The sequence below is a fragment of the Ciceribacter ferrooxidans genome (assembly GCF_004137355.1).
GTDB classification, from domain to species: Bacteria; Pseudomonadota; Alphaproteobacteria; order Rhizobiales; family Rhizobiaceae; genus Allorhizobium; species Allorhizobium ferrooxidans.
In genome coordinates, this window is the sequence record NZ_SDVB01000238.1 from 472,407 (window position 1) to 492,271 (window position 19,865).

Here is a 19,865-nt window from a genome sequence, read left to right on the forward strand (position 1 = left end):
ATTGAGGCATGAACGGTCGGCATCGAAAGACATTGCTGGCGATTTTCAGGGAGCCGGTGTCCGGCTCCATCGTATGGTCCGATGTCGAAAGTCTGCTGATCGCGATCGGTTGCACCCTGGTGGAAGGAAGCGGCTCGCGCGTTCGTTTCGAAAAGGACGGGCTGCTGGCCCTCTTCCATCGGCCGCACCCGGAGAAGGAAGCCAAACGTTATCAGGTCCGTGATGCGCGACGCTTTCTGGAAATGCTGGGAATTGTGCCATGAACACCATGACTTACAAGGGTTTTTCGGCCCGCGTCGAATTCGATGGCGAGGACGATATTTTCGTCGGCCGCTTGGCCGGGATCGACGATGTGGTCGGCTTTCACGCCGATACAGTGGAGGGGCTGAAAGCCGCCTTCCATGAGGCCGTCAACGACTATCTGGAAACTTGCCGAAAGCTCGGGCGGGCGCCGATGAAGGCCTATTCCGGCAAGATGATGTTCCGCGTCGCACCCGAACTGCATGCGCGTGCCGCAAGGGCTGCCGAACTTTCAGGCAAGAGCCTGAACCAGTGGGCGGAAGACGTTTTTGCCGAGGCCGTGGGCGGGAAGATCTGACCATCAGTCAGGCGGGCGCAGACGCGGAATGACCGGTGCCCCGATCACTCCGCGTCCAGCATAAGGCCCTGCGGCACCGCCCGGTGCCGCTGTCACAGCCGGATGTCCCAGAGGGTGAACGTCGCCTTGCCCCGGGGGTCGTAGGCCTCTGGCAGGCCGACGTCGCGGCGCAGGCGATTCGAGAAGTGCGAGAGCTGTCCCTCGATCCTCCGGCGCCGGTGGGCTGCCGCGACCAGCGCCAGCGCGCTCCTCCAGAAACCGAATTTCCGGCAGAGTTCGTCGGCGACGACGGGCAGGGCATCAACAACCAATACGTGTTCTTTGTGCATGATCTTCCGTCCCGGCGCGCTCACGCGGCCAGGTCCTTTCGAAGTTGCGATGGATGGACCGGCGCGGACGCGGATGCGCGCAAGGCACAGCCGTATCAGTCGGTCACGTTAAGGTCGGTTCTGGAATGCCTGAGCGGCGGAAATCCGGGCTTTAGAAGCCGAATACAGAGGTTCGGCGTCGCACCGGCATATGGATGCCAGACGCTGCGAAAGCCGTTCCGCCGAAGAGGCGCGCGGATGTGGTGGTGAGTATCATGTCACGCCTCCTGTGCTGTGAGTTGCGGATGAGCGTAACGTACACGAGATTTTCCGATCTTCAAGTCTGCAATCGCGAATTGCAGATTTTGCGGCAGGTCTGTTGCCGATGCGCAACATGGTGGCTCAGGGGCTCCAGCGCCACGCAAGTCCTCCGCCGTTAGTCTCCGGAGACTCGGAAGACGCGAAGGGGGCGGGAAATGAGCTTGGAAAGGCGACGGATGGAGCAGGCATTGCGGCGTCTGCTCGACCGCTATCCCGATCCCATGCTGCATCGCTGGGTCATGGAGACGGTCGGCGCCCTCCAGGCGCGGCTGAAGGCGATCGTCGATCCCGGCGAGCGCGACCAGGCCCAGCGCGCGGCACTCATCCTCATCAAGACGACGCTGCAGAATTGGTCGGAAAAACCGCCGGTGCGCCATTGACGGCGGTGGCCGGACAGTTGATATTCGGCAAGATGGTTCCTTGGAGGTCGCGCTGCCTCGGGGAATAATAGGGAATACGATAGGGGAGACCCCAGAGGGACCCGATTCGTGGCTGCCCCCGCAACTGTGAGCGGAGAACGTCCGGCGCCAAGGCCACTGGAGATATCCGGGAAGGCCGTCCGGACGTGATGACCCGCGAGCCAGGAGACCTGCCATCGCACTGAACCGCCTGCCGGACGGGGTTGTTCCGGGCAGCCGTCGATGCGCTTCCTCCTCCGGAGGGCCGCCGTCAGACCGGTCCTGTCCTTCGCCTCCGTCCAGGGCGACGAGTTTTCATTGCTCCTCGGAGGGACAAACATGACCGCAAATACTGCCGCTTCCACCCTTTCCACTTCCGGCCTCAAGGCCGGCGCGCTGCTGCCCTCGATGATGAGCGTCCTCTTCGGCCTCTTCATGATCGGTTTCGTCGGCTTCTCGCAGCTCGACGTGGTCCACAACGCGGCCCACGACACGCGCCACGCCAACGCCTTTCCCTGCCACTGACGGGTGGGCGAAATGCATCTCTTCCGATCGCTGGTCTTCGTCTCGGCGCTGGTCGGGCTGATCGTCGGCGCGGTCATCAGCCTCGTGCAGTATGTCGGCACCGAGCCGCTGATCTTTGCCGCCGAGGTCTATGAGACTGCCGCGCCGGCATCCCCCGAGCTCGGCGGCCATGATGGCCATGACCATGGCACGGCGGCAGGCGCGGAAACCGCGGCCCCTGCGGCCTCCCACGAGCATGAACATGCGGCGGATGCGTGGGCACCGGCCGACGGGTTCGAACGCCACTTCGCGACGCTCGTCGCCAACGTGCTCACCGCCACCGGCTTCGCGCTGGTGCTGAACGGGCTCATGCAGGCGACGCGCCAGCCGGCGGGCTGGCGGACCGGGCTTGCCTGGGGGCTCTGCGGTTTCGCAGCCGTCATGCTCGCGCCGACGCTCGGGCTGCATCCGGAACTGCCGGGCACACCGGCCGCGCCGCTCGGCGAGCGGCAGGTCTGGTGGATCGCAACGGCGATCGCGACCGCGGGCGGCATCGCGCTCCTCTACTTCAAGCGCACCCCCTTGGCGGCGGCTGCGGCACTCGTGCTGATCGCGCTGCCGCATGTGGTCGGCGCCCCGGTCGCGCCGGAAGGCGAGGCGGCACTCGCCCCGGAGGTGCTGTCGCGCCGCTTCGTGGTCGTCGCGACCCTGACGAGCCTCGTCTTCTGGGCGCTGCTCGGCAGTCTCTCGGGCTATTTCCGCCAGCGCATGGAAGCCTGAGGCCGCCATGGCCGGCGCTCCCGCTTACGACTGGCGCATCGATCTCGATGCGCTGGTCTTTTCGCATCCCGCCTCCGGCAGCCGCTGCTTCGTCCATCGGCTCGCCTTTCGCGCCCTGACGAGAAACGCCTCGCCGACCGCGCAGGAGTGCATGAGATGGTTTGTCCGCCATCGCGCCGCCTTCGAGGCGGCCGCGGACGAGAAGGCGGGGCGTGGCCCCGTTCCGGGCAACGCCTTCAACCTGAACAGCCGCGAAATTCGCCGGGCGCTGCGGATGCTGCGCGCAGGCTGACGGTCGTGCTCAGCGGTGCTCGGCCGAAAAGGCCGAAAGCTCCGCTTCCGCCTCCGGACCCCACAGATCGAGCGCCTTCAGCATCTCGACGGTGAACGTATAAGGTGCCGTGCCTGGCGCCGTCACCACCTTGCCGTCCGAGACCGCCTGCGGCCGGTCCATATAGTGCGCAGCGCCGTGATAGCCGGGATACTTCTGGTGCGAGGCGAGAGAATTTCCGGTATGGGCGACGCCGTCGAGGATGCCGGAGCCGGCGACGGCGCTTGCCGCCGCGCAGATGCCGCCGACGACCTTTCCGGCGTCATTGAAGGCGCGGACGAGGGGCGAGAAGTCCGGCGCCACTCCTTTTTCCCAGGAAAGACCGCCCGGCAGCACGAGCGCGTCGAAGCGCGCCGGATCGAGATCGGCGAAGGAGAGGTCGGGCGTCACCTTCAGCCCGCCCATGGAGGTGACCGGTCGGCCGTCGGGCGAGGCGGTCAAGACCTCGACGCCGAGATAGGCGCGGGCCGCCGCCATCAGCAGGGCGCATTCCCAGTCGGCGAAGTCTTCGGCAAGGGCAATGGCGATGCGGGTCATGAACCGTCTCCGTCTTGGTTTCCGTTCAGGCGAGGGCCTGCAGGTAGCGCATGCCGGTCACGGGACGCGGCACGAAGTCGAGATGCTCGTAGAAGCGATGGGCGGCGAAATTGCCGGTGGCGGCACTCACCGAAAGGTAGTCGCAACCGGCGCTGCGGGCAACCTCGCGGGCGCGCTTGACGAGATGGTGGCCGATGCCGTTTCCGCGCTGGCCGTCGCGGACGTAGAGATGGTGAAGGTCCATGCCGCGTTTGCCTTCCTGGGCCTTGTAGAGCGGCACGAGGATGGCGTAGCCGATCAAGTTCTCGCCGCCGTCGGCGACGAGCGCGGTGATCCACGGCACGGGGCCGAAGAGGTCGCGTTCGAGCTTGTCGGGCGTCATCGCCGAGGCGTCGCCGTGATGGGCGGCGAGCGCGGCGATCATCTCGTTGAGTTCCGGCAGGTCGGTCGCTCGCGCGTGGCGGATCACCACGACCGGCGGCCGGGGCAGGGTGATGTCTGTGTCTTCGGTCATTGTCGCTTCCCTCTTTCGCTCGGTGCCGTCAGGGGAAGCTGTCTTCGAAAACAACAAGGCCGCCTGACGGCGGCCTGTTGACATGATGATCTGTCGGGCCGCCCTTTACCGGTAGGCCCAAAAATACGTGCAGGTGATGAGTGCGCGTGCGTTGATCATGTCGCGAGAGATGCGCCGATTTCAATCGATTGTCAATGTCGACTTTGTCTCTCCCGGGCTGGCTCCGCTATGGCGGTCCGCGAGGCCGCTTGCTAGAAGGGTTTTCCCTCCTCCACGAACACGGCGTCGCCCATGCCCCTCAAGCTCTATCTCGCCGGACCGGAAGTCTTCCTCAAGGACGCCCGTTCGGTCCTCGATGCCAAGGCCCAGCTGACGCGCGCCTACGGCTTCGAGCCGGTCAAGCCCGGCGACATCTTCATCGCGCCGGCGCCGACGCCGCGCGAATTCGGCCTGCGCATCAGCTCGGTCGACGAGCACATGATGAATTCGGCCGACGGCATCATCGCCAACCTGACGCCCTTCCGCGGCATCGCGGCCGATGTCGGCACCGCCTTCGAGCTCGGTTACATGTGCGCCCAAGGCAAGATCGCCTGTGCCTACACGAACGTCGCCGACAGCCATTTCGACCGCGCCATGCGCCATTACGAGGGTTCCGTGTCGAAGGACGAAAACGGCCGCTGGCGCGGGCCGGACGGCATCTCCATCGAGGATGTCGAGATGATCGACAACCTGATGCTGCATGGCGGTGTCGTGCGCCGCAGTGGGCTCGTCGCCGTCCATGCCGCCGCGCCCGACGCGCTCTATTCCGACCTCACAGCCTTCGAGCAGTGCCTGAAGTTCATCGCAGAGCGGCCCTAGATCACCGCACAACCGGTTCTCCGGCCTTCGTCGTCAGGCGCTTCTCGAAGTTCACCTTGGTGAGCAGCAGGTCCTTGTCGGCATAGTGCACCACGTCGTCCGGCGAACGGGTGCCGACGACGAGGTAGCTTGCCGGCGCGTCGGAGCGGTTCTCCAGCCGGTGGCCGACCGCAACCCCCGCCTTGAAGGTCGCGGCATCGCCTGGATGCATCTCGGTCAGGTTGTCGCCCTCGTTGAGCGTCACCGTGCCGGCTATGACGAAGATGAACTCGTCCTCCTTCTCGTGCCAGTGCTTGTGGGAGGAGAAGGACCCCGGTGGCAGGGTTTCGAGAAAGGCGCCGAATTGGGTGAGCCCGCCGGCATCCGAGAGCAGCAGCGCCCGGTAGGAGCCGAGTTCGGCATTGATGCCGCTGCCGGTGGCTTCCTCGACCGGCGCGTCTTCCTGTCTCACGATCGGCATCGGTTCCTCCCGTCTGGTGGCAGGTGCCCCTCTCGTCCCTCGGCGGGGCAGGGGAAGAGGACGAGAGGGTGTCCTCTCGTGTCCGGCGACGGCACGGACAGGTCGCCGACCTACTGCGTCTTGCGATACCGCCGCGCCACGTAGATGATGCTGCCGCCCTTCAGGCCCTTGTAGAGCATAGAGCCCTTCGCGCCGGAGAATTCGGCCATGAACTGCTTCAGGAACCAGGCCCGGCCGATACGCTCGCGCTTGCGGGCCTCGGCCGCGTCGAGGGCGGCGACGACGTTCGTCGAGATGTTGCGGCTTGCCACGCATTCCAGGCCGGGTGCCGCGAGCTGTGCGTCGAGGGCGGAAAGCTGGCTCTTCGGGCGCATGTCGGCGAAGGTGAACCAGCCGCCGGGCTTGAGCACGCGGGCGACCTCGCGGGCGAAGGCTTCGACGTCGCCGTAGCAATGGGAGGATTCGATGTTGACGACGATGTCGAACGAGGCGTCGGTAAAGGGCATCTTCTCGGCATCGCCCTGCTCGAAGGTGAGCTTCGGCGTGTCGGCGTTGAGGCTTCGGGCGCGGCGGACGGTCTCGGGCGAATAGTCGAGCCCGGTAACGGCGGCGGGGGCGAAATAGCGGGCGACGTAGCGCGCGCCGCCACCTCTGCCGGAACCCACCTCGAGCACCCTTGCGCCCTCGACCGGCAGGCCTTCCATCGCCTGCTGGTAGAGCCCGATGAAGGCGCGCTCCTTTTCGTCCTCGGGGCGGAGCGGGAACGCCGGTCCATCGCCGACGTATCCGTAGTTCATGAAGCGCCAGTCGCGATCCTTCCAGAACAGCGAAAGCAGGTTGTAGACGCGTCGCCAGATCCATTTCTGGGCGCGCGGGAACCGGCCGGGCGTGGCGATATCGAGGACGCTGGAAAAGAGACGGCTGCTCATCGCTACACTTTCACTCCGCGGCCGGGGCAGCCGGCGCGGACGCGGCTTCGAGTGTTGTGAACTCGCGATAGAGCCAGTCGCGGCCCTTGCGGATCAGTTCGTGGTCGTCCTTGTTCAGGGGACTGAAGCCCGGCAGATAGTATTTCAGCACCAGCGGCGCGCACTTGCGCCAATAACCGGGCGCGAAGAACAGGACCCACAGAAGGCGCGCCCAGAAACGCGGGCCGGTCTTGACGCCGTCTACCTTGGCGAAGAGCGTCAGGTTGCGCAACGTGATTACCAGAAAGGTCCAGGCGACGGCATTGAAGGCCATGGTGCGCAGCATGTAGCGCTTGAAGCCGGAGTATTTCGGCGTCGCGGCCTTGAAGACATGGAGCGCGACGGCCTTGTGCTCCAGTTCCTCCAGCGCGTGCCACATCCACAGGCGGCGATAGGCGGGCGCGGCATTCTCCAGGAATTGCGGATTGCGCAGCGTCACGGTGGAGAGCGTCGCCGTCAGGTGCTCGATGGCGCAGGTGACGGCTAGCCGGAAGATCGGGATCTTGTCGCTTCGCAGCGTCTTGCGCACCGGCTCTTCCATTGCTTCGACATCGTAGCCGAGCTTGCCGAGGGCCTCGTTGTATTCCTCATGCTCGCGGGTGTGGAACGCCTCCTGCACCGCGTAGCCGTTGATCTCGGCGGCGAGCTGGCGATCAGGCAGCTTCGGCGCGTAGTATTTCAGCGCGCGGATGAAATAGCGCTCTCCTTCCGGCAGGAAGATGGAGAGTCCGTCGATGAGGGCCGTCTTGTGGAAATCTCCGTCCAGCCACTGGCGGGTCGGATTCTCGAGGATGCCGAAGCGAATGTCGCGCGGGATGATGTCCTCATCGTCGCTCGCCGGAGCAGCCCCCGTCCAATGAGCGCCCGGCCTCATGACCTGCGGTTCAGCCATCGTGCAGTTTCCCGTTCTGCTGGAACCCGGGCCGCGTCGCGCGCCGGGACTTCTCTCTGCGAGGGACTATACTAAACGCGGGTGTGCTGGCAACAGGGCGCCCCTCGCGGCGGCAGGGCCGTCGCCCGCTCCCTTGCCGCCGGCGTGTGGCCGCCGTATCCTGCGCGGAGAAGGAGCATGATCGATAACGAACCATCGGCGCCGGCCGGTTCAAAACTTGATCTTGATCAATGCGGAAGGAGCCCGGTCGCAGGATTATAGCATCAAAAGGGCTGGAAAAGGCAGGGGTCCTCCTGCCGTGACAAGGAGAGAGCTGATGTACAAGAAGATCATCGTACCGGTAGACTGCGCCGCGCTCGACAAGGGCGAGAAGATCCTGCGCAAGGCGGCCTCCCTGCTCGACACCGGCGGTGAAATCGTGCTCATGACGGTGGTCGAGGACATGCCGGGCTATCTCGCAATCGATCTTCCGGTGGACATCATCGAAAACGCCATCAAGGACAGCAAGGCCAAGCTCGTCGAGCTCAAGGAAAAGACCGGGATCACCGCCCGCGTCGAGATCCGCAGCGGAGCCGCCGCCCGCGAAATCCTTGCTGCCGCGAGCGAGCACAAGGCCGAGCTGATCATGATCGCCTCGCATGTGCCGGACTTCTCCAACTACCTGATCGGCGCGACGGCGGACCGGGTGGTGCGCCACGCGAAGTGCTCGGTGCTCGTCGATCGCTGAGACGGAAAAGGCAAGGAAACACCCGGAATGGATATAAAGAAGTACGAGAACATCCTGCGCCAGCGCCATCTCGAAATCCTCGCGAGGCTCAACAAGATCGACGCCGATCTGAGCGAGCAGAAGAGCCCGGATTTCGAGGACCAGGCGACCCAGGCCGAGAATGACGAGGTGCTCGAGGAATTCGGCCAGGTCGGCGAGACCGAGCTGAAGGCGATCGACGCGGCGCTGAAGCGCATCGAACAGGGCACCTTCGGCATCTGCGTGACCTGCGGACAGCCGATCTCCGAGGAACGGCTTGATGCCGTACCGCACACGCCCTTCTGCCAAGACTGCGTGCCCGGCTGACGCCGGCTGCCAATACCCCTCCCGGACGGGCCGGCCGGTGGGATCTTCGGACGACGATCATGTCGCCCAGGATCCCGCCGGCTTTTTCTTTGGGCGACGGCGGATGGCTTCGCTTCAGTGGAGCAGGGCGCCGACCGTGCCGCCGACGAGCAGCACCAGTGCGATCAGGATGGTGAGGGCCGCGCCCGGCCCGCGGCGTCTGGCGTCGGCATAATATTCCGTGGCGTAAAGCACCCGCGCACCCGTCCAGCAGAGGCCGAGGATGCCGGCGACCGGATCGGAGACGTAGGCGCCGAAGAGCCAGAGCGCCGGCAGGAAGAGCACGAGCTGCTCCACGGTGTTCTGTTGAACGCGGAAGATGCGCTCGAAGGCCTCGTCGCCGGTGACGCGCGGCGCCTCGACACCGAACTGCTTGCGGGCGCGGGCGACCTTGATCATGAACCAGGCATAGGCGACGAGCGCGGTGAAGGTGGCGAGAACCGTGAACCGCATGGCTGCTCTCCTCGAATAGGGCGCCGTCGTCGCCTCGTTGCCGGCCTGTCGCGAAGTCCGGCAACGGTCGATCGAGACGCCTGCGGATTTGTAGGCCGAAGCGGTGGGCCGCGCAAGCGCCGCCGACCGCTTGCCGGACGTCGCAAATTCGCCCATGATGGCGACTATCCGGACGGGCGAAGACCGCCGGACAAAGACCTCAGGGGACAGACTTATCCGATGACTGAACCGTTCCGCTTCGGGCGGCCATACGATTTCCACGAACTGGTGGCCGACGGCATCGTCCACGGTGTCGGCGTGGTGTTCGCACTGATCGGCGCCACGGCGCTGATCTTCTATGCGACCGTCTGGACGAGCTATGCGGAAATGGCCGCCGCCTGGATCTACGGCCTCGGCCTCGTCATCGCGCTTGCCGTCTCGTTCACCTACAACATGTGGCCGCATTCGCGCACCAAGTGGATTCTCCGCCGCTTGGACCATTCGGCGATCTTCGTGCTGATCGCCGCCACCTACACGCCCTTCCTGGTCAAGGGCGCGCATGACTGGGCGATCTTCGCCCTGCTGATCGGCATCTGGCTCATCGCCGGCGTCGGCATCACGCTCAAATGCCGCTATCCCGGCCGCTACGACCGGCTGGCGATCCTGCTCTATCTCGCCATGGGCTGGAGCGGCGCGCTGGCACTCGGCCCGATTTCGCAGACCTTGCCGAGTATCACCCTGCTCCTGATCATCGTCGGCGGCTGCATCTATTCGGCCGGCGTGATCTTCCACGTCTGGGAACGGCTGCGCTTCCAGAACGCCATCTGGCACGGTTTCGTGGTCACTGCCGCCGCCGTTCACTACTCGGCGGTCGTCACCGCCTTGAGCTTCTGAGAAGGAACGTCAGGCCTTTTTCGGCTTGCGAGCCGCCTTGGAACCTATGCGAAAAGCAGTGGCGGTAACCACCCAGGCGATCAAAGCGCCAAAGGCCAAGCCAAAGACGATGGTGCCGATAAGGATACCGGGATCCGACGCCAATTGTCCGAAGAGACTGCCTGTGAGGACATATGAAAAAGCACCGTGTAGGATTTCTAGCAGGAATTGAGGCACCAATAGTACGGCCGAAATTCGCCAGCACTCGCCCCATTCGGCCATACGATCCTCCTGCTTGCGGAAGTAGGTGCCAGCCCAAACGCCGCTGGCGTATGTGACGGCAAAACTGAGACTGGAGCCGATGTCATCGACGACGTTGTAAGCGAGAAGTAGCGCAACCGCGACCATCCCGGCGATTGTTATTGCGAGAGATACAAAGAAATAACGGATAGCGAGCGGCACGATGAAACTGGGCAAAGAGATAACTCCTATCGAAAAGCCTGTGATGAAAACAAAAACAACCTAAAGGCGATTCCCAGTCGCGTTCAAGGGCCGAAATCCAGTTGAGTGATCGGTTGGCCTGCTTCCGGCCGGTCACTGCTTTTACCTCCCCTTGGTCAACACCACCGCGTAGCGGCAGGGCCTGTCGCCCTCGTTCCTGAAACAGCAGTCGGCCGGCGGCCCGAGCGCCAGGCAGTCGCCCTGACGAAGCCGATGCACCGTCTCGCCCTCCACGAAAGTGAGCGCGCCGTCGAGCACCCAGACAAGCTGCCGCAGGAAGGTGAAGGCGGCGGCGCCATAGGGCACCTCGGCGCCCGGCGGCAGCTCGACCTCGATGATCTCGAGCGGCATGTCGACGACCGGCGAGACATGGCGGCGGCGATAGCCGGTCGCCGGGTCGGTCCAGACCGGCTGTTCGTCGCTGCGAAGGAGCCGCCTTCCACTGGCTTCCGCCCGGGCGACCAGCGTCGAGACGCTGAGCGACAGGGCGCCGGCGAGCCTGCCGAGGAGTGCGGCCGTCGGACTGCTCTCGCCGCGCTCCACCTTGTGGATCATCGCGCGGGAAACGCCGGCGCGCTCGGCGAGATCGGAGAGCGACCAGCCGCGCGAAAGCCGCTCGACGCGAATTCTCTCCCCTAGACAGCGATCCAGATCGTCTGGTATGTTTGACATATATTCACTATAGTGGACAATTCGCCATGAAGCAACCGATCCTGATCCGCGACGCGACCGAGGCCGACCTTGCGGCGATCCGCGACATCTACAATGACGCCGTCGAGCACACGACGGCGATCTGGAACGAGCAACTGATCGATGTCGAGAACCGCCGTGCCTGGATGGAGCTGCGCCGCGCCAGGGGCTTTCCGGTGCTCGTCGCCGAGCTGGACGGCAAGGTCGCGGGCTACGCTTCCTACGGCGACTGGCGGGCCTTCGACGGCTATCGCCACACGGTCGAGCACTCCGTCTACGTCCACAAGGACGCCCGCGGCGCCGGAATCGGCAGGACGTTGATGGAGGCCCTGATCGGGCGGGCGCGCGAGGGCAGGGTGCATGTGATGATCGCCGCGATCGAGGCCGGCAACAGCGCCTCGGTCCGGCTTCACGAGACGCTCGGTTTCCGCCTCGTCGGCGTCCACCGGGAGGTCGGCACCAAGTTCGGCCGCTGGCTCGATCTCGCGATGATGGAACTCATGCTCTGAGAGAGCCCCCGTTGCGCGGCAAGGCGCGTTCTTTCCCGCATGGAACACCCCTTGCGCTCGCGCGTTCCCTGACAGGTTTCGGGGTCCATCGGCCCCGAAGGGGCAGGTTCGAGGGGAGCGCGCGATGAACGACCGGCCGGACATCCGGCATCCGCCGACCGCGGTGCCCGCGACCGCGCCGCAGCCGCCGCGGCGAAAGGGACGGGGTCGGGCCCCGCGCCGCACCGCGCTCGACCTCGCACAGAGCTGGGCCGTCATCGGCATCTTCGCCATTGTCGCGACCGGCGGCATCTATGTCGCCGCGGCGGTCCTGATGCCGGTCACGCTTGCCGTCGTCGTCGGGCTGATCCTCGGCGCGGCTGCCGATAGGCTCGGCAAGCTCGGCATACCGCCGATGCTCGCCGGTCTCATCCTCGCCACCGTCGTCGTGACGACCCTCTTTCTCGGGGCCAATGCGCTGGTGCAGCCGCTTGGCCACTTCGCCGAAGAGGCGCCGCGGCTGATCGAAGCTGCAGTCGAGCGGGTGCTTCCCTATCTCGAGCGGATCGAGTGGTTGCACATATCGGAAGCGAGCCTGCGCGGCGGCCCGGTCTCGGCGGAGGCGCTGCTGCAGAACACCGGCGCCATCCTGACGACGATTGCCGCCGGCGTCACGCCGGCGCTGCTGCAGGGACTCATCTTCTTCGTCGCGCTGGCGCTCTTCCTCGGCAGCCGCCACTCGCTGCGCCGCGGGCTGATTATCGCCTTTCGCGACCGCAGCCGCCGGCTCTCGGCGATCCGCGTGCTGAATGCGATCGAGAGTTCGCTCGGGAGCTACTTCGCCGCCGCTACGCTGCTCTACAGTATCGTCGGCGTCGCGATGACCGTGATTGCCTTCGTCGGCGGGCTGCAGATGCCGCTGCTCTGGGGACTGCTCGCCTTCATTTCGAGCTATGTGCCCTTCCTCGGCATCACCGTGACCACGTTTTCCGTCGCCGTCGGCGGCCTCGTCACCCACGACAGCGTGCTCGTCGGCCTTGCGCCGGCCATGGTCTTCTTCGTCGTTCACGGGCTGGTCGAGAACCTCCTGACGCCTGCGGTGATGGGCCGCCGGCTGGAGATCAACCCGTTCGTCGTCTTCGTCGCTATCGTTTTCTGGACCTGGATGTGGGGCGCCGTCGGCGCGGTGCTGGCGCTGCCCTTGTCGCTCATCGGCATGGCGATCCTCGATGAGCTGCTGCCTGAACGGACCGTGCATCCGAAGCTGCCCGGCTGAGGTTGCCCGTTTTTTTATTGACAATTGATGGAAATCAAATCAAATCTACGAAGCTTCGTATATATGGTGACAAATAGATATATGCCTGACGAAGCGGGAGGTTCTTTATGGCTCATGTCGTTGTTCTCGGTGCCGGCCTCGGTGGCACCATCATGGCCTACGAGTTGAGGGACGTGCTGTCACGCGAGGATCGCGTGAGCGTCATCAACAAGGGGTCGGTCTATTCCTTCGTACCGTCCAATCCGTGGGTCGCCGTCGGCTGGCGCGAGCGCGAGACGGTCGAGGTCGATCTGGCGCCGGCGTGCAAGCGCCGCGACATCGCGCTCTACCCGCAAGGGGCGAAGCGCCTGCATCCGGCAGAAAACCGCGTCGAGCTCACCGACGGCACCTCCGTCGACTACGATTACCTGGTGATCGCGACCGGTCCGGAACTCGCCTTCGACGAGATCGAGGGCTTCGGCCCAGAGGCCTACACCCAGTCGGTCTGCCACATCGATCACGCGCTTGCCGCGAAGGAAGCCTTCGACAAGCTGGTCGCCAAGCCGGGTCCGGTGGTGATCGGCGCCGTGCAGGGTGCCTCCTGCTTCGGTCCGGCCTACGAATTCGCCTTCATCCTGGAAAAGGCGCTGCGCGACGCCAAGGTGCGCGACAAGGTGCCGATGACCTTCGTCACCTCCGAGCCCTATATCGGCCATCTCGGCCTCGACGGCGTCGGCGATACCAAGGGCCTGCTCGAAAGCGCGATGCGCGCCAAGCACATCAAGTGGATCACCAACGCCAAGGTGCAGAAGTTCGAGGACGGCAAGGTGATCGCCGACGAACTCAACGAGGACGGCTCGGTGAAGACCACCCACGAGGTGCCCTCGGCCTATACGATGATGCTGCCGGCCTTCCGCGGCGTGGAAGCGGTGCGCGACATCGAGGGGCTCACCAATCCGCGCGGCTTCATCCTCGTCGACCGGCACCAGCAGAACCAGAAATTCCAGAACGTCTTCTCGGTCGGCGTCTGCGTCGCCATCCCGCCAATGGGCAAGACGCCGGTTCCGGTCGGCGTGCCGAAGACCGGCTTCATGATCGAAAGCATGGTGACGGCGACCGCGACCAACATCGCCCGGCTCGTCCGCGGCGAGACGCCGAACGCCGAAGGCACCTGGAACGCCGTCTGCCTCGCCGACTTCGGCGACGGGGGCATCGCCTTCGTGGCGCAGCCGCAGATCCCGCCGCGCAACGTCAACTGGTCGTCGCAGGGCAAGTGGGTGCACGCCGCCAAGATCGGCTTCGAGAAGTACTTCCTGCACAAGATCAAGAGCGGCCGCGCCGAGCCCTTCTACGAGAAGCTCGCTTTGCAGGTGCTCGGCATCGACAAACTGAAGGCCGTGAAGTTCGACAGCGAGTGAGCGGGCGCGGTCGGAAGGCCGCACGCTGCAGGGCAGTGCTGCCTGTTTCCGTCATGCCGGCCTTGAGCCGGCATCCAGCGCGATCAAGTTTTTGATCGCAAAAGGACTTTTTCACGGCGTGGACCTGCCGCTGCTGGACCCCGGGAGCTAGACAGCCCCAGCAATCGTGAACCGCGCTCAGGTGGTCGGAGCGTAGCGATTCACCACGATACCGCATTCATAGGCTTTTGAACCAAGGAGGCAGAGCTTGCGAACGCCTGCCTGGTCGAAGATGCGAGTTCCGCCGCCAAGGGTCGCCGGATTGACGTAGAACTGGAATTCGTCCACCAGCCCGGCCGCGATCAACGACGAGGCAAATCCTGCACCGCCGAAAACAGCGATGTTGCCACCACCCTCGGCCTTCAGTGCTCCGACCTCACGCGGAAGGTCTCCGCTTCTGACCACTGTGCGCTCCCATCGGGACACTCCGAGCCTGTCGCTCAGCACCACCTTCGGCACGTCGATGACGCGCTGCGCAAAGGCATAGAACGGGTCCTGCGGATATCGCTTCGCCGCTTGCCCCCAATGGGACAGATAACCGTCGTCCACCATCTTGCGGCTTAGCAATATGGTGTCGACGGACCGGATATAGGTATTGAAATCTCGCTTGAGCGCTTCGTCCCAGCGGTTCTCGTCGCCCCAACCCCAGACCTGCCAGTCATGGTCGCCAGCGGCGCCGACAAAGCCGTCGACCGACACCTGCATCTGAAGGATGAGTTTTCGCATTGTTGAAGCCTCCGGTTCCATGAATGATTGCCGGTTCAGGCGACGTGACGTGAAGCACTGAAAGCATCTTCGGCCCATTGCTCCAGCGTGGTCGGGGTGGTGTTACGTGGGCTCGGCTCCTCGAGCGCCCAGCGCTGGCCGTTGTTGAAACTCGTCGCCGTTTCGATCACCGCGTCCGCGAAGCTCGGTGACATGCCGATCTCGATCATGCCGGCATGGGCATCCGCGTATGGTAAGGTCTGGTAGGCGACGTTCCGGCCGATGGCTTTCCCGAGGATCTCGGTTGCGGTAGCGAGCGTGTAATGCCCGCCACCGTGCAGTTCGATCACACGGTCCTGTGGCCAATCCTCAGTCATCAGCAGATCGGCGGCGCGCTCGCCGACGTCGCGTGCGGCGATCAACGGCATCGGCCGATCGCCACAGAAAGGCGTTGCAAACACAGCGGATGCCGACTGTTCGACGAAACCCATTCCCTTCACGAAATTCTCGTTGAAGAATCCCGCTCGGAGATACACCAGTTCGTGGATGCCAAGTACCGCCATCCGGTCTTCCATTTCGGCTGCGCCCAGCGATGTCCCCATCCTCAGGTGGGCGTTGAGGCCGCTCAACAGGACGGCGCGTCCGATGCCCGAAACCGAGATCGCCTCGACCAGTCGATTGCTAACCTCTTGCTCGAAACGACGAAGGTCCGGTGCTTGAACGTCAAACGGGATCATAACGTAGGCGCTGTCCGCGCCGCGAAAGGCGCGATTCAACGCATCCTGATCAGAGAGTGCAACTCCCAGGCTGCGAGCCACGCCCCTCACGATATGACCCTGCTGCCGTAATTTGGCCGATAGTACTGCGCCGACCTCACTGGTGGCGCCGACGACCACGATGGTGCGCTTGCCGCGTTCCGATTGATCTCCGTGGGTCATGCCATATCCTTTCTCAAGAACGATGAAAGCAAGCTCGGCTCTATTTACGCTTTACAAATGAAACCATTGACTCTGATTTAAATTGGTGTCAATAGTAAATCGATTTAAAAATGGAACCAGATATGTCAGGCAAGGCGAAATCGAACTGTCCCATCAACCTGTCCCTCGAGGTGATCGGCGACCGATGGACGCTGCTGATTATTCGCGACATGCTGTTCGCCGGCAAAAAGCACTTCAGAGAGTTCCTGCAATCGGATGAAGGCATCTCCTCGCGCACACTCTCTGACCGGCTGCAGAGCCTCCAGGAGGAAGGGATCGTGACACGTCACGATGATCCCGGACACAAGCTCAAGGCGGTCTATTGTCTGACGCAGGCCGGGTTAGACCTCCTGCCGATACTGGTGAATCTGGGCGTCTGGGGGAACCGTCATCGTACTGCCGACCCGCAACTGGGCGCGGTAGCGGAAGAGCTTGCAGCAGGTGGATCTGAGGCAATCGCGCGGATGAAGAGGCGATATGTGTCGGCGCAATCCGACGCGGATTGAGTTCCAGCGCCATACGCGACTTCGACCTCTATTCTCCATCCCGGCCAAGTGTCTGGCCTTTCCGTCTTCCGCAGGTGAGAAGCTCACTGCCCGACGGCGGCGAGTTCGGCCGCTCCGGCGGTCGGCGCGGCAAGGCCTTCGTCGAGGCGGACGAAGGCGACGCCCTTTTCCTTCAGTGCATGAATGGCGCGGGCGACGCCTTCGCCGGCCGAACGGCTCGGCTGGTTGACGTGCGCGATGATGACGTCGCCGTCCTTCGCCGCCGCGATCCGCTTTTCCGCCATGCCGGCGATGAGGCCTGCGCCCTGGTCGCCGTTCACCGAATAGCCGGCGATGCGGTAGCCCATCTTCTCGATTTCCGCGATCGCGGACGGGCTGTAGCGGGCGGTCGCACCACGGAACCAGCGCGGCGGCTGCGATCCGGCCGCGACGATCGCCCGTGCCCCGCCCTCGACCTCGGCGGCGACCGCGGCCGGCGAGCCCGCCGCCGGAATGCCGTAGACGGCAAGCGGCCGGTCGACCGCCGGCACGTGGTTTTCGCCGTGATCCTCGATCTCGAAGAGGTCCGGCCGGCTCTGCAGCCGCTTCATGACATCCGGATTGCGCCGCACCCAGCGGGTGGTGACGAAGATCGTCGCCGGGATTTCCTCGCGGAAGAGTTCGCCCAAGATGCGCTCGTCGGCAGCCCCCGAGCAGGCGTCGAGCGTCAGCGCTACACGCGGTGCCGCCGCGCCGCCGCGGGCGATCGTAAGCTTCGGCTCGACGAGCCCGTCACGGGCCTCGGCGGTTGCGCAGACGAGGAGAGAGGCCGCGAGCGTCGCGGAAAAGATGGAAAGGCGCATGGGAGACCGGCAAAAGGAGGGACCTCGCCTCCTTCCGTCGCCAAGACGCCGGAATTGTGGCGGTCGCCTCATATCCCCTCGGCTGCGATGCTGAGGCCGCTTCGTCTCCCATCAAGGAAGGTACGGCAGGCGCCATGCCGCGGGCCGATCTCCCCCTTGAGGGGGAGATGCCCGGCAGGGCGGAGGGGGGTGAACCCGTTGACGGGGCTACCCATCACCCCCCTCTGTCACTTCGTGACATCTCCCCCACAAGGGGGGAGACCAAGCGGGGGCGTCCGCCACTCTGCGCCGTCCCGCCGATTTCGCCTTGATAGGCCGGCGCCCGGTCTCTATCTGTCCGAGGAGCAATTTCCCCACCTCAAGAGAGGCTTCGCCCTTGTCCGTATTCCCGAACCTGCCCACGCCGCCCGCCGCCGAGAAGAAGCCTGTCTCCGACACCCGCCACGGCATCACCCGCACCGACGACTATGCCTGGATGCGCGCCGAAAACTGGCAGGCGATGTTCAAGGATCCTTCGCTGCTGGACGCGGAGCTGCGCCGGCATCTCGAGGCCGAGAACGCCTATATGGACGCCGCCATGGCCGACACGAAGGCGCTGCAGGAAAAGCTCTTCGCCGAGATGAAGGGCCGCATCAAGGAGGACGATTCGTCGGTGCCGATGAAGGACGGACCCTTCGCCTACGGCACCGCCTTCGTCACCGGCGGCGAGCAGCCGCGCTATTTCCGCATCCCGCGCGACGGCGACCACAAGGACGAGGCGATCCGGAAGCTTCTGCTCGACGGCGACAAGGAAGCCAGGGGCAAGGACTATTTCCGCCTCGCCGGCCTCGACCACACGACCGACCACGCCTTCGGCCTCTGGGGCTATGACGACAAGGGGTCGGAATATTTCACGCTTCGGGTGCGCGACCTTGCGACCGGCGAGGATCTGCCGGACGTGATCGAGAATACCGGCGGCGGCGGCGCCTGGGCGCCGGACGGCAAGAGCTTCTTCTACACGCTGCAGGACGACAACCACCGCCCCTCCAAGGTCTTCCACCACATCATCGGTGAGCCGCAGTCGTCGGACCGGCTGGTCTACGAGGAGAAGGACCACGGCTTCTTCATGGGCGTCGGCGGCTCGCTGCTCGACGATTTCATCTATATCGACATCCACGACCACGAGACGAGCGAGTTCCGCATCCTCTCGACGAAGGATCTTTCCGCCGAGCCGCTGCTGGTCGCGGTGCGCGAGGAGGGGGTCGAATATTCGCTCGCCGAGGGCGGCGACGTCTTCTTCATCCTGACGAACGACGGCAGTGCCAAGGATTTCAAGATCATGGAGGCGCCGGTTACCGCGCCGGGCAAGGAAAACTGGAAGGAAGTCGTCGCCCACGTGCCGGGCCGCCTGATCCTCAACCACATGGCCTTTGCCCGCCATCTCGTCTGGCTGCAGCGCCGCAATGGCCTGCCGGAAATCATGATCCGCGACCGTGTATCCGGCGAGGAGCACGCGATCGCCTTTGCCGAGGAGGCCTATTCGCTCGGGCTCTCGGGTGCCGCCGAATACGACACCGACGTCATCCGCTTTTCTTATTCCTCGATGACGACGCCCTCGCAGCTCTTCGACTACAGCATGGCGACCCGCGAGCGCACGCTGCTCAAGACCCAGGAAGTGCCCTCCGGCCACAACCCGGACGACTATGTCACCCGCCGGGTCTTCGCCCCCGCGCATGACGGCGAGAGCGTGCCGGTCACGCTGCTTTACCGCAAGGACACGGCGCTCGACGGCTCCGCGCCCTGCCTGCTCTACGGCTACGGCGCCTACGGCATCTCGATTGCCGCCGGCTTCAATACCAATTGCCTGTCGCTCGCCGACCGAGGCTTCGTCTATGCCATCGCCCATATCCGCGGCGGCAAGGACAAGGGCTTCCAGTGGTACGAGGACGGCAAGATGGAAAAGAAGGTCAACACCTTCAAGGACTTCATCGCCGCCGCCGACCATCTGGTGAAGGAGGGTTTCACCTCTCACGACAAGATCATCGCCGAGGGCGGATCGGCCGGCGGCATGCTGATGGGGGCGGTTGCCAACATGGCGCCGGAGAAATTCGCGGGCATCATCGCCGCCGTGCCCTTCGTCGACGTCTTGAACACCATGCTGGACGACACCCTGCCGCTCACGCCGCCGGAATGGCCGGAATGGGGCAATCCGATCGAATCGGAAGAGGAATATCGCTGGATCGCCGCCTACAGCCCCTACGACAATGTCGGCGAAAAATCCTATCCGCCGATCCTCGCGCTCTCCGGCCTCACCGATCCGCGCGTGACCTATTGGGAGCCGACCAAGTGGGTGGCGAAGCTGCGCGAGAAGGCGCCGGACGCCGGCCCCTATCTCCTCAAGACCAACATGGCCGCCGGCCACGGCGGCAAGTCCGGCCGCTTCCAGCGCCTCGAGGAAATCGCCTTCGAGTATGCGTTTGCGGTGAAGGTGGCGGGGAAGATGTGAGGGGGCGTTCGTTTCTCTAAGCCATTGCCCCTCCGCCGTCTCGCGCTAAGTCTGTAACGGCGGCGGCGCGCCGC

At 64.5% G+C, this 19,865-nt stretch carries 27 protein-coding genes and 1 riboswitch; of the genes, 15 read left to right on the forward strand and 12 right to left on the reverse strand.

The genetic code is table 11. The features are described from left to right. The first annotated feature begins 8 nt into the window (after positions 1 to 8). Positions 9 to 263 carry a type II toxin-antitoxin system HicA family toxin gene (locus tag EUU22_RS13230; protein ID WP_129332446.1) on the forward strand — a complete coding sequence of 85 codons (255 nt, stop codon included), beginning with the start codon at positions 9 to 11 and terminating at the stop codon, positions 261 to 263. Then, entirely contained in the window at positions 260 to 598 is a 339-nt protein-coding gene (locus EUU22_RS13235) for a type II toxin-antitoxin system HicB family antitoxin (RefSeq protein WP_129332447.1), read from the forward strand. The genes EUU22_RS13230 and EUU22_RS13235 overlap by 4 nt, the downstream gene beginning before the upstream one ends. Positions 599 to 690: 92 nt before the next feature. Here EUU22_RS13235 and EUU22_RS13240 read toward each other — a convergent pair whose 3' ends face one another. After that, complete coding sequence (locus tag EUU22_RS13240; protein WP_129332448.1) at positions 691 to 927, reverse strand: DUF1127 domain-containing protein; 237 nt, start codon at positions 925 to 927, stop codon at positions 691 to 693. Between the two features lie 455 nt (positions 928 to 1,382). On the opposite strand from EUU22_RS13240, the gene EUU22_RS13245 reads away from it, so the two are divergent. The 4 genes from EUU22_RS13245 (at position 1,383) to EUU22_RS13260 (ending at position 3,201) form a co-directional block, all read left to right on the forward strand. After that, positions 1,383 to 1,607 carry a hypothetical protein gene (locus EUU22_RS13245; RefSeq protein ID WP_129332449.1) on the forward strand — a complete coding sequence of 75 codons (225 nt, stop codon included), beginning with the start codon at positions 1,383 to 1,385 and terminating at the stop codon, positions 1,605 to 1,607. 16 nt (positions 1,608 to 1,623) lie between these two features. Next, a riboswitch (cobalamin riboswitch) is annotated at positions 1,624 to 1,838 on the forward strand. A 126-nt stretch (positions 1,839 to 1,964) separates the two neighbouring features. Beyond that, entirely contained in the window at positions 1,965 to 2,150 is a 186-nt protein-coding gene (locus tag EUU22_RS13250; protein WP_112690132.1) for a CbtB domain-containing protein, read from the forward strand. A 12-nt stretch (positions 2,151 to 2,162) separates the two neighbouring features. Then, positions 2,163 to 2,909, forward strand: coding sequence for a CbtA family protein (locus EUU22_RS13255; protein WP_129332450.1), 747 nt, complete (start codon positions 2,163 to 2,165; stop codon positions 2,907 to 2,909). A 7-nt stretch (positions 2,910 to 2,916) separates the two neighbouring features. After that, positions 2,917 to 3,201: a hypothetical protein gene (locus tag EUU22_RS13260; RefSeq protein ID WP_129332451.1), complete on the forward strand. Its 285-nt coding sequence runs from the start codon at positions 2,917 to 2,919 to the stop codon at positions 3,199 to 3,201. 9 nt (positions 3,202 to 3,210) lie between these two features. Here EUU22_RS13260 and EUU22_RS13265 read toward each other — a convergent pair whose 3' ends face one another. Together EUU22_RS13265 and EUU22_RS13270 are read right to left on the reverse strand one after the other, a co-directional pair. Further along, positions 3,211 to 3,777 (reverse strand): type 1 glutamine amidotransferase family protein, encoded by a 567-nt coding sequence (locus EUU22_RS13265; protein ID WP_129332452.1) that lies wholly within the window; start codon positions 3,775 to 3,777, stop codon positions 3,211 to 3,213. Between the two features lie 25 nt (positions 3,778 to 3,802). Then, the gene (locus EUU22_RS13270) at positions 3,803 to 4,375 is read right to left on the reverse strand and encodes a GNAT family N-acetyltransferase (RefSeq protein WP_165351163.1); all 573 of its coding nucleotides are present in this window, start codon (positions 4,373 to 4,375) and stop codon (positions 3,803 to 3,805) included. A gap of 207 nt (positions 4,376 to 4,582) precedes the next feature. Here EUU22_RS13270 and EUU22_RS13275 point away from each other — a divergent pair, with 207 nt between their 5' ends. Further along, positions 4,583 to 5,149: a nucleoside 2-deoxyribosyltransferase gene (locus EUU22_RS13275; protein WP_129332454.1), complete on the forward strand. Its 567-nt coding sequence runs from the start codon at positions 4,583 to 4,585 to the stop codon at positions 5,147 to 5,149. Position 5,150: 1 nt separating this feature from the next. On the opposite strand, the gene EUU22_RS13280 is transcribed toward EUU22_RS13275, so the two are convergent. The 3 genes from EUU22_RS13280 to EUU22_RS13290 all read right to left on the reverse strand — a co-directional run bounded on the left by EUU22_RS13280 (position 5,151) and on the right by EUU22_RS13290 (position 7,469). Next, entirely contained in the window at positions 5,151 to 5,609 is a 459-nt protein-coding gene (locus tag EUU22_RS13280; RefSeq protein ID WP_129332455.1) for a cupin domain-containing protein, read from the reverse strand. A gap of 110 nt (positions 5,610 to 5,719) precedes the next feature. After that, on the reverse strand, positions 5,720 to 6,538 hold the full coding sequence (locus EUU22_RS13285) for a class I SAM-dependent methyltransferase (protein ID WP_129332456.1): 819 nt from the start codon (positions 6,536 to 6,538) through the stop codon (positions 5,720 to 5,722). 10 nt (positions 6,539 to 6,548) lie between these two features. Further along, the gene (locus EUU22_RS13290; RefSeq protein WP_129332457.1) at positions 6,549 to 7,469 is read right to left on the reverse strand and encodes a metal-dependent hydrolase; all 921 of its coding nucleotides are present in this window, start codon (positions 7,467 to 7,469) and stop codon (positions 6,549 to 6,551) included. Positions 7,470 to 7,785: 316 nt separating this feature from the next. Between EUU22_RS13290 and EUU22_RS13295 the strand changes: the two genes are divergently transcribed. Next, entirely contained in the window at positions 7,786 to 8,196 is a 411-nt protein-coding gene (locus tag EUU22_RS13295) for a universal stress protein (RefSeq protein WP_129332458.1), read from the forward strand. A gap of 27 nt (positions 8,197 to 8,223) precedes the next feature. After that, entirely contained in the window at positions 8,224 to 8,541 is a 318-nt protein-coding gene (locus EUU22_RS13300; RefSeq protein WP_129332459.1) for a TraR/DksA family transcriptional regulator, read from the forward strand. A gap of 114 nt (positions 8,542 to 8,655) precedes the next feature. On the opposite strand, the gene EUU22_RS13305 is transcribed toward EUU22_RS13300, so the two are convergent. Next, positions 8,656 to 9,189: an MAPEG family protein gene (locus EUU22_RS13305; RefSeq protein ID WP_245485025.1), complete on the reverse strand. Its 534-nt coding sequence runs from the start codon at positions 9,187 to 9,189 to the stop codon at positions 8,656 to 8,658. Between the two features lie 63 nt (positions 9,190 to 9,252). On the opposite strand from EUU22_RS13305, the gene trhA reads away from it, so the two are divergent. Next, entirely contained in the window at positions 9,253 to 9,906 is a 654-nt protein-coding gene (trhA, locus tag EUU22_RS13310; protein ID WP_129332460.1) for a PAQR family membrane homeostasis protein TrhA, read from the forward strand. Positions 9,907 to 9,915: 9 nt separating this feature from the next. On the opposite strand, the gene EUU22_RS13315 is transcribed toward trhA, so the two are convergent. After that, the gene (locus tag EUU22_RS13315; RefSeq protein WP_129332461.1) at positions 9,916 to 10,362 is read right to left on the reverse strand and encodes an ABZJ_00895 family protein; all 447 of its coding nucleotides are present in this window, start codon (positions 10,360 to 10,362) and stop codon (positions 9,916 to 9,918) included. 126 nt (positions 10,363 to 10,488) lie between these two features. Continuing rightward, complete coding sequence (locus EUU22_RS13320) at positions 10,489 to 11,058, reverse strand: helix-turn-helix domain-containing protein (protein ID WP_129332462.1); 570 nt, start codon at positions 11,056 to 11,058, stop codon at positions 10,489 to 10,491. A 26-nt stretch (positions 11,059 to 11,084) separates the two neighbouring features. On the opposite strand from EUU22_RS13320, the gene EUU22_RS13325 reads away from it, so the two are divergent. The 3 genes from EUU22_RS13325 to EUU22_RS13335 all read left to right on the forward strand — a co-directional run bounded on the left by EUU22_RS13325 (position 11,085) and on the right by EUU22_RS13335 (position 14,237). Continuing rightward, the gene (locus EUU22_RS13325; protein ID WP_129332463.1) at positions 11,085 to 11,585 is read left to right on the forward strand and encodes a GNAT family N-acetyltransferase; all 501 of its coding nucleotides are present in this window, start codon (positions 11,085 to 11,087) and stop codon (positions 11,583 to 11,585) included. Between the two features lie 124 nt (positions 11,586 to 11,709). After that, entirely contained in the window at positions 11,710 to 12,840 is a 1,131-nt protein-coding gene (locus tag EUU22_RS13330) for an AI-2E family transporter (protein ID WP_129332464.1), read from the forward strand. 107 nt (positions 12,841 to 12,947) lie between these two features. Continuing rightward, a complete protein-coding gene (locus EUU22_RS13335; protein WP_129332465.1) occupies positions 12,948 to 14,237 on the forward strand; it encodes an NAD(P)/FAD-dependent oxidoreductase in 1,290 nt (429 codons plus the stop codon). A 177-nt stretch (positions 14,238 to 14,414) separates the two neighbouring features. Here EUU22_RS13335 and EUU22_RS13340 read toward each other — a convergent pair whose 3' ends face one another. Together EUU22_RS13340 and EUU22_RS13345 are read right to left on the reverse strand one after the other, a co-directional pair. Then, positions 14,415 to 15,002, reverse strand: a complete 588-nt coding sequence (locus EUU22_RS13340; protein WP_129332466.1) for a dihydrofolate reductase family protein — start codon at positions 15,000 to 15,002, stop codon at positions 14,415 to 14,417. Positions 15,003 to 15,037: 35 nt separating this feature from the next. Further along, positions 15,038 to 15,919 carry an NmrA family NAD(P)-binding protein gene (locus EUU22_RS13345; RefSeq protein ID WP_129332467.1) on the reverse strand — a complete coding sequence of 294 codons (882 nt, stop codon included), beginning with the start codon at positions 15,917 to 15,919 and terminating at the stop codon, positions 15,038 to 15,040. 122 nt (positions 15,920 to 16,041) lie between these two features. On the opposite strand from EUU22_RS13345, the gene EUU22_RS13350 reads away from it, so the two are divergent. Beyond that, positions 16,042 to 16,464 (forward strand): winged helix-turn-helix transcriptional regulator, encoded by a 423-nt coding sequence (locus tag EUU22_RS13350; RefSeq protein ID WP_129332468.1) that lies wholly within the window; start codon positions 16,042 to 16,044, stop codon positions 16,462 to 16,464. An 83-nt stretch (positions 16,465 to 16,547) separates the two neighbouring features. On the opposite strand, the gene EUU22_RS13355 is transcribed toward EUU22_RS13350, so the two are convergent. Continuing rightward, the gene (locus EUU22_RS13355) at positions 16,548 to 17,306 is read right to left on the reverse strand and encodes a polysaccharide deacetylase family protein (protein ID WP_129332469.1); all 759 of its coding nucleotides are present in this window, start codon (positions 17,304 to 17,306) and stop codon (positions 16,548 to 16,550) included. Between the two features lie 376 nt (positions 17,307 to 17,682). Here EUU22_RS13355 and EUU22_RS13360 point away from each other — a divergent pair, with 376 nt between their 5' ends. After that, positions 17,683 to 19,791, forward strand: a complete 2,109-nt coding sequence (locus EUU22_RS13360) for a S9 family peptidase (RefSeq protein WP_129332470.1) — start codon at positions 17,683 to 17,685, stop codon at positions 19,789 to 19,791. The last annotated feature ends 74 nt before the right edge of the window (positions 19,792 to 19,865 follow it).

What these genes read in the sequence shown, in the direction of transcription:
- EUU22_RS13245 (WP_129332449.1), top strand. Translation starts at nt 1,383, where the DNA reads ATGAGCTTGGAAAGGCGACGGATGGAGCAGGCATTGCGGCGTCTGCTC.
- trhA (WP_129332460.1), top strand. Translation starts at nt 9,253, where the DNA reads ATGACTGAACCGTTCCGCTTCGGGCGGCCATACGATTTCCACGAACTG.
- EUU22_RS13255 (WP_129332450.1), top strand. Translation starts at nt 2,163, where the DNA reads ATGCATCTCTTCCGATCGCTGGTCTTCGTCTCGGCGCTGGTCGGGCTG.
- EUU22_RS13250 (WP_112690132.1), top strand. Translation starts at nt 1,965, where the DNA reads ATGACCGCAAATACTGCCGCTTCCACCCTTTCCACTTCCGGCCTCAAG.
- EUU22_RS13295 (WP_129332458.1), top strand. Translation starts at nt 7,786, where the DNA reads ATGTACAAGAAGATCATCGTACCGGTAGACTGCGCCGCGCTCGACAAG.
- EUU22_RS13300 (WP_129332459.1), top strand. Translation starts at nt 8,224, where the DNA reads ATGGATATAAAGAAGTACGAGAACATCCTGCGCCAGCGCCATCTCGAA.
- EUU22_RS13335 (WP_129332465.1), top strand. Translation starts at nt 12,948, where the DNA reads ATGGCTCATGTCGTTGTTCTCGGTGCCGGCCTCGGTGGCACCATCATG.
- EUU22_RS13265 (WP_129332452.1), bottom strand. Translation starts at nt 3,777, where the DNA reads ATGACCCGCATCGCCATTGCCCTTGCCGAAGACTTCGCCGACTGGGAA.
- EUU22_RS13320 (WP_129332462.1), bottom strand. Translation starts at nt 11,058, where the DNA reads ATGTCAAACATACCAGACGATCTGGATCGCTGTCTAGGGGAGAGAATT.
- EUU22_RS13285 (WP_129332456.1), bottom strand. Translation starts at nt 6,538, where the DNA reads ATGAGCAGCCGTCTCTTTTCCAGCGTCCTCGATATCGCCACGCCCGGC.
- EUU22_RS13350 (WP_129332468.1), top strand. Translation starts at nt 16,042, where the DNA reads ATGTCAGGCAAGGCGAAATCGAACTGTCCCATCAACCTGTCCCTCGAG.
- EUU22_RS13345 (WP_129332467.1), bottom strand. Translation starts at nt 15,919, where the DNA reads ATGACCCACGGAGATCAATCGGAACGCGGCAAGCGCACCATCGTGGTC.
- EUU22_RS13340 (WP_129332466.1), bottom strand. Translation starts at nt 15,002, where the DNA reads ATGCGAAAACTCATCCTTCAGATGCAGGTGTCGGTCGACGGCTTTGTC.
- EUU22_RS13325 (WP_129332463.1), top strand. Translation starts at nt 11,085, where the DNA reads ATGAAGCAACCGATCCTGATCCGCGACGCGACCGAGGCCGACCTTGCG.
- EUU22_RS13305 (WP_245485025.1), bottom strand. Translation starts at nt 9,189, where the DNA reads ATGGGCGAATTTGCGACGTCCGGCAAGCGGTCGGCGGCGCTTGCGCGG.
- EUU22_RS13280 (WP_129332455.1), bottom strand. Translation starts at nt 5,609, where the DNA reads ATGCCGATCGTGAGACAGGAAGACGCGCCGGTCGAGGAAGCCACCGGC.
- EUU22_RS13275 (WP_129332454.1), top strand. Translation starts at nt 4,583, where the DNA reads ATGCCCCTCAAGCTCTATCTCGCCGGACCGGAAGTCTTCCTCAAGGAC.
- EUU22_RS13240 (WP_129332448.1), bottom strand. Translation starts at nt 927, where the DNA reads ATGCACAAAGAACACGTATTGGTTGTTGATGCCCTGCCCGTCGTCGCC.
- EUU22_RS13230 (WP_129332446.1), top strand. Translation starts at nt 9, where the DNA reads ATGAACGGTCGGCATCGAAAGACATTGCTGGCGATTTTCAGGGAGCCG.
- EUU22_RS13290 (WP_129332457.1), bottom strand. Translation starts at nt 7,469, where the DNA reads ATGGCTGAACCGCAGGTCATGAGGCCGGGCGCTCATTGGACGGGGGCT.
- EUU22_RS13235 (WP_129332447.1), top strand. Translation starts at nt 260, where the DNA reads ATGAACACCATGACTTACAAGGGTTTTTCGGCCCGCGTCGAATTCGAT.
- EUU22_RS13260 (WP_129332451.1), top strand. Translation starts at nt 2,917, where the DNA reads ATGGCCGGCGCTCCCGCTTACGACTGGCGCATCGATCTCGATGCGCTG.
- EUU22_RS13270 (WP_165351163.1), bottom strand. Translation starts at nt 4,375, where the DNA reads ATGTCAACAGGCCGCCGTCAGGCGGCCTTGTTGTTTTCGAAGACAGCT.
- EUU22_RS13355 (WP_129332469.1), bottom strand. Translation starts at nt 17,306, where the DNA reads ATGCGCCTTTCCATCTTTTCCGCGACGCTCGCGGCCTCTCTCCTCGTC.
- EUU22_RS13330 (WP_129332464.1), top strand. Translation starts at nt 11,710, where the DNA reads ATGAACGACCGGCCGGACATCCGGCATCCGCCGACCGCGGTGCCCGCG.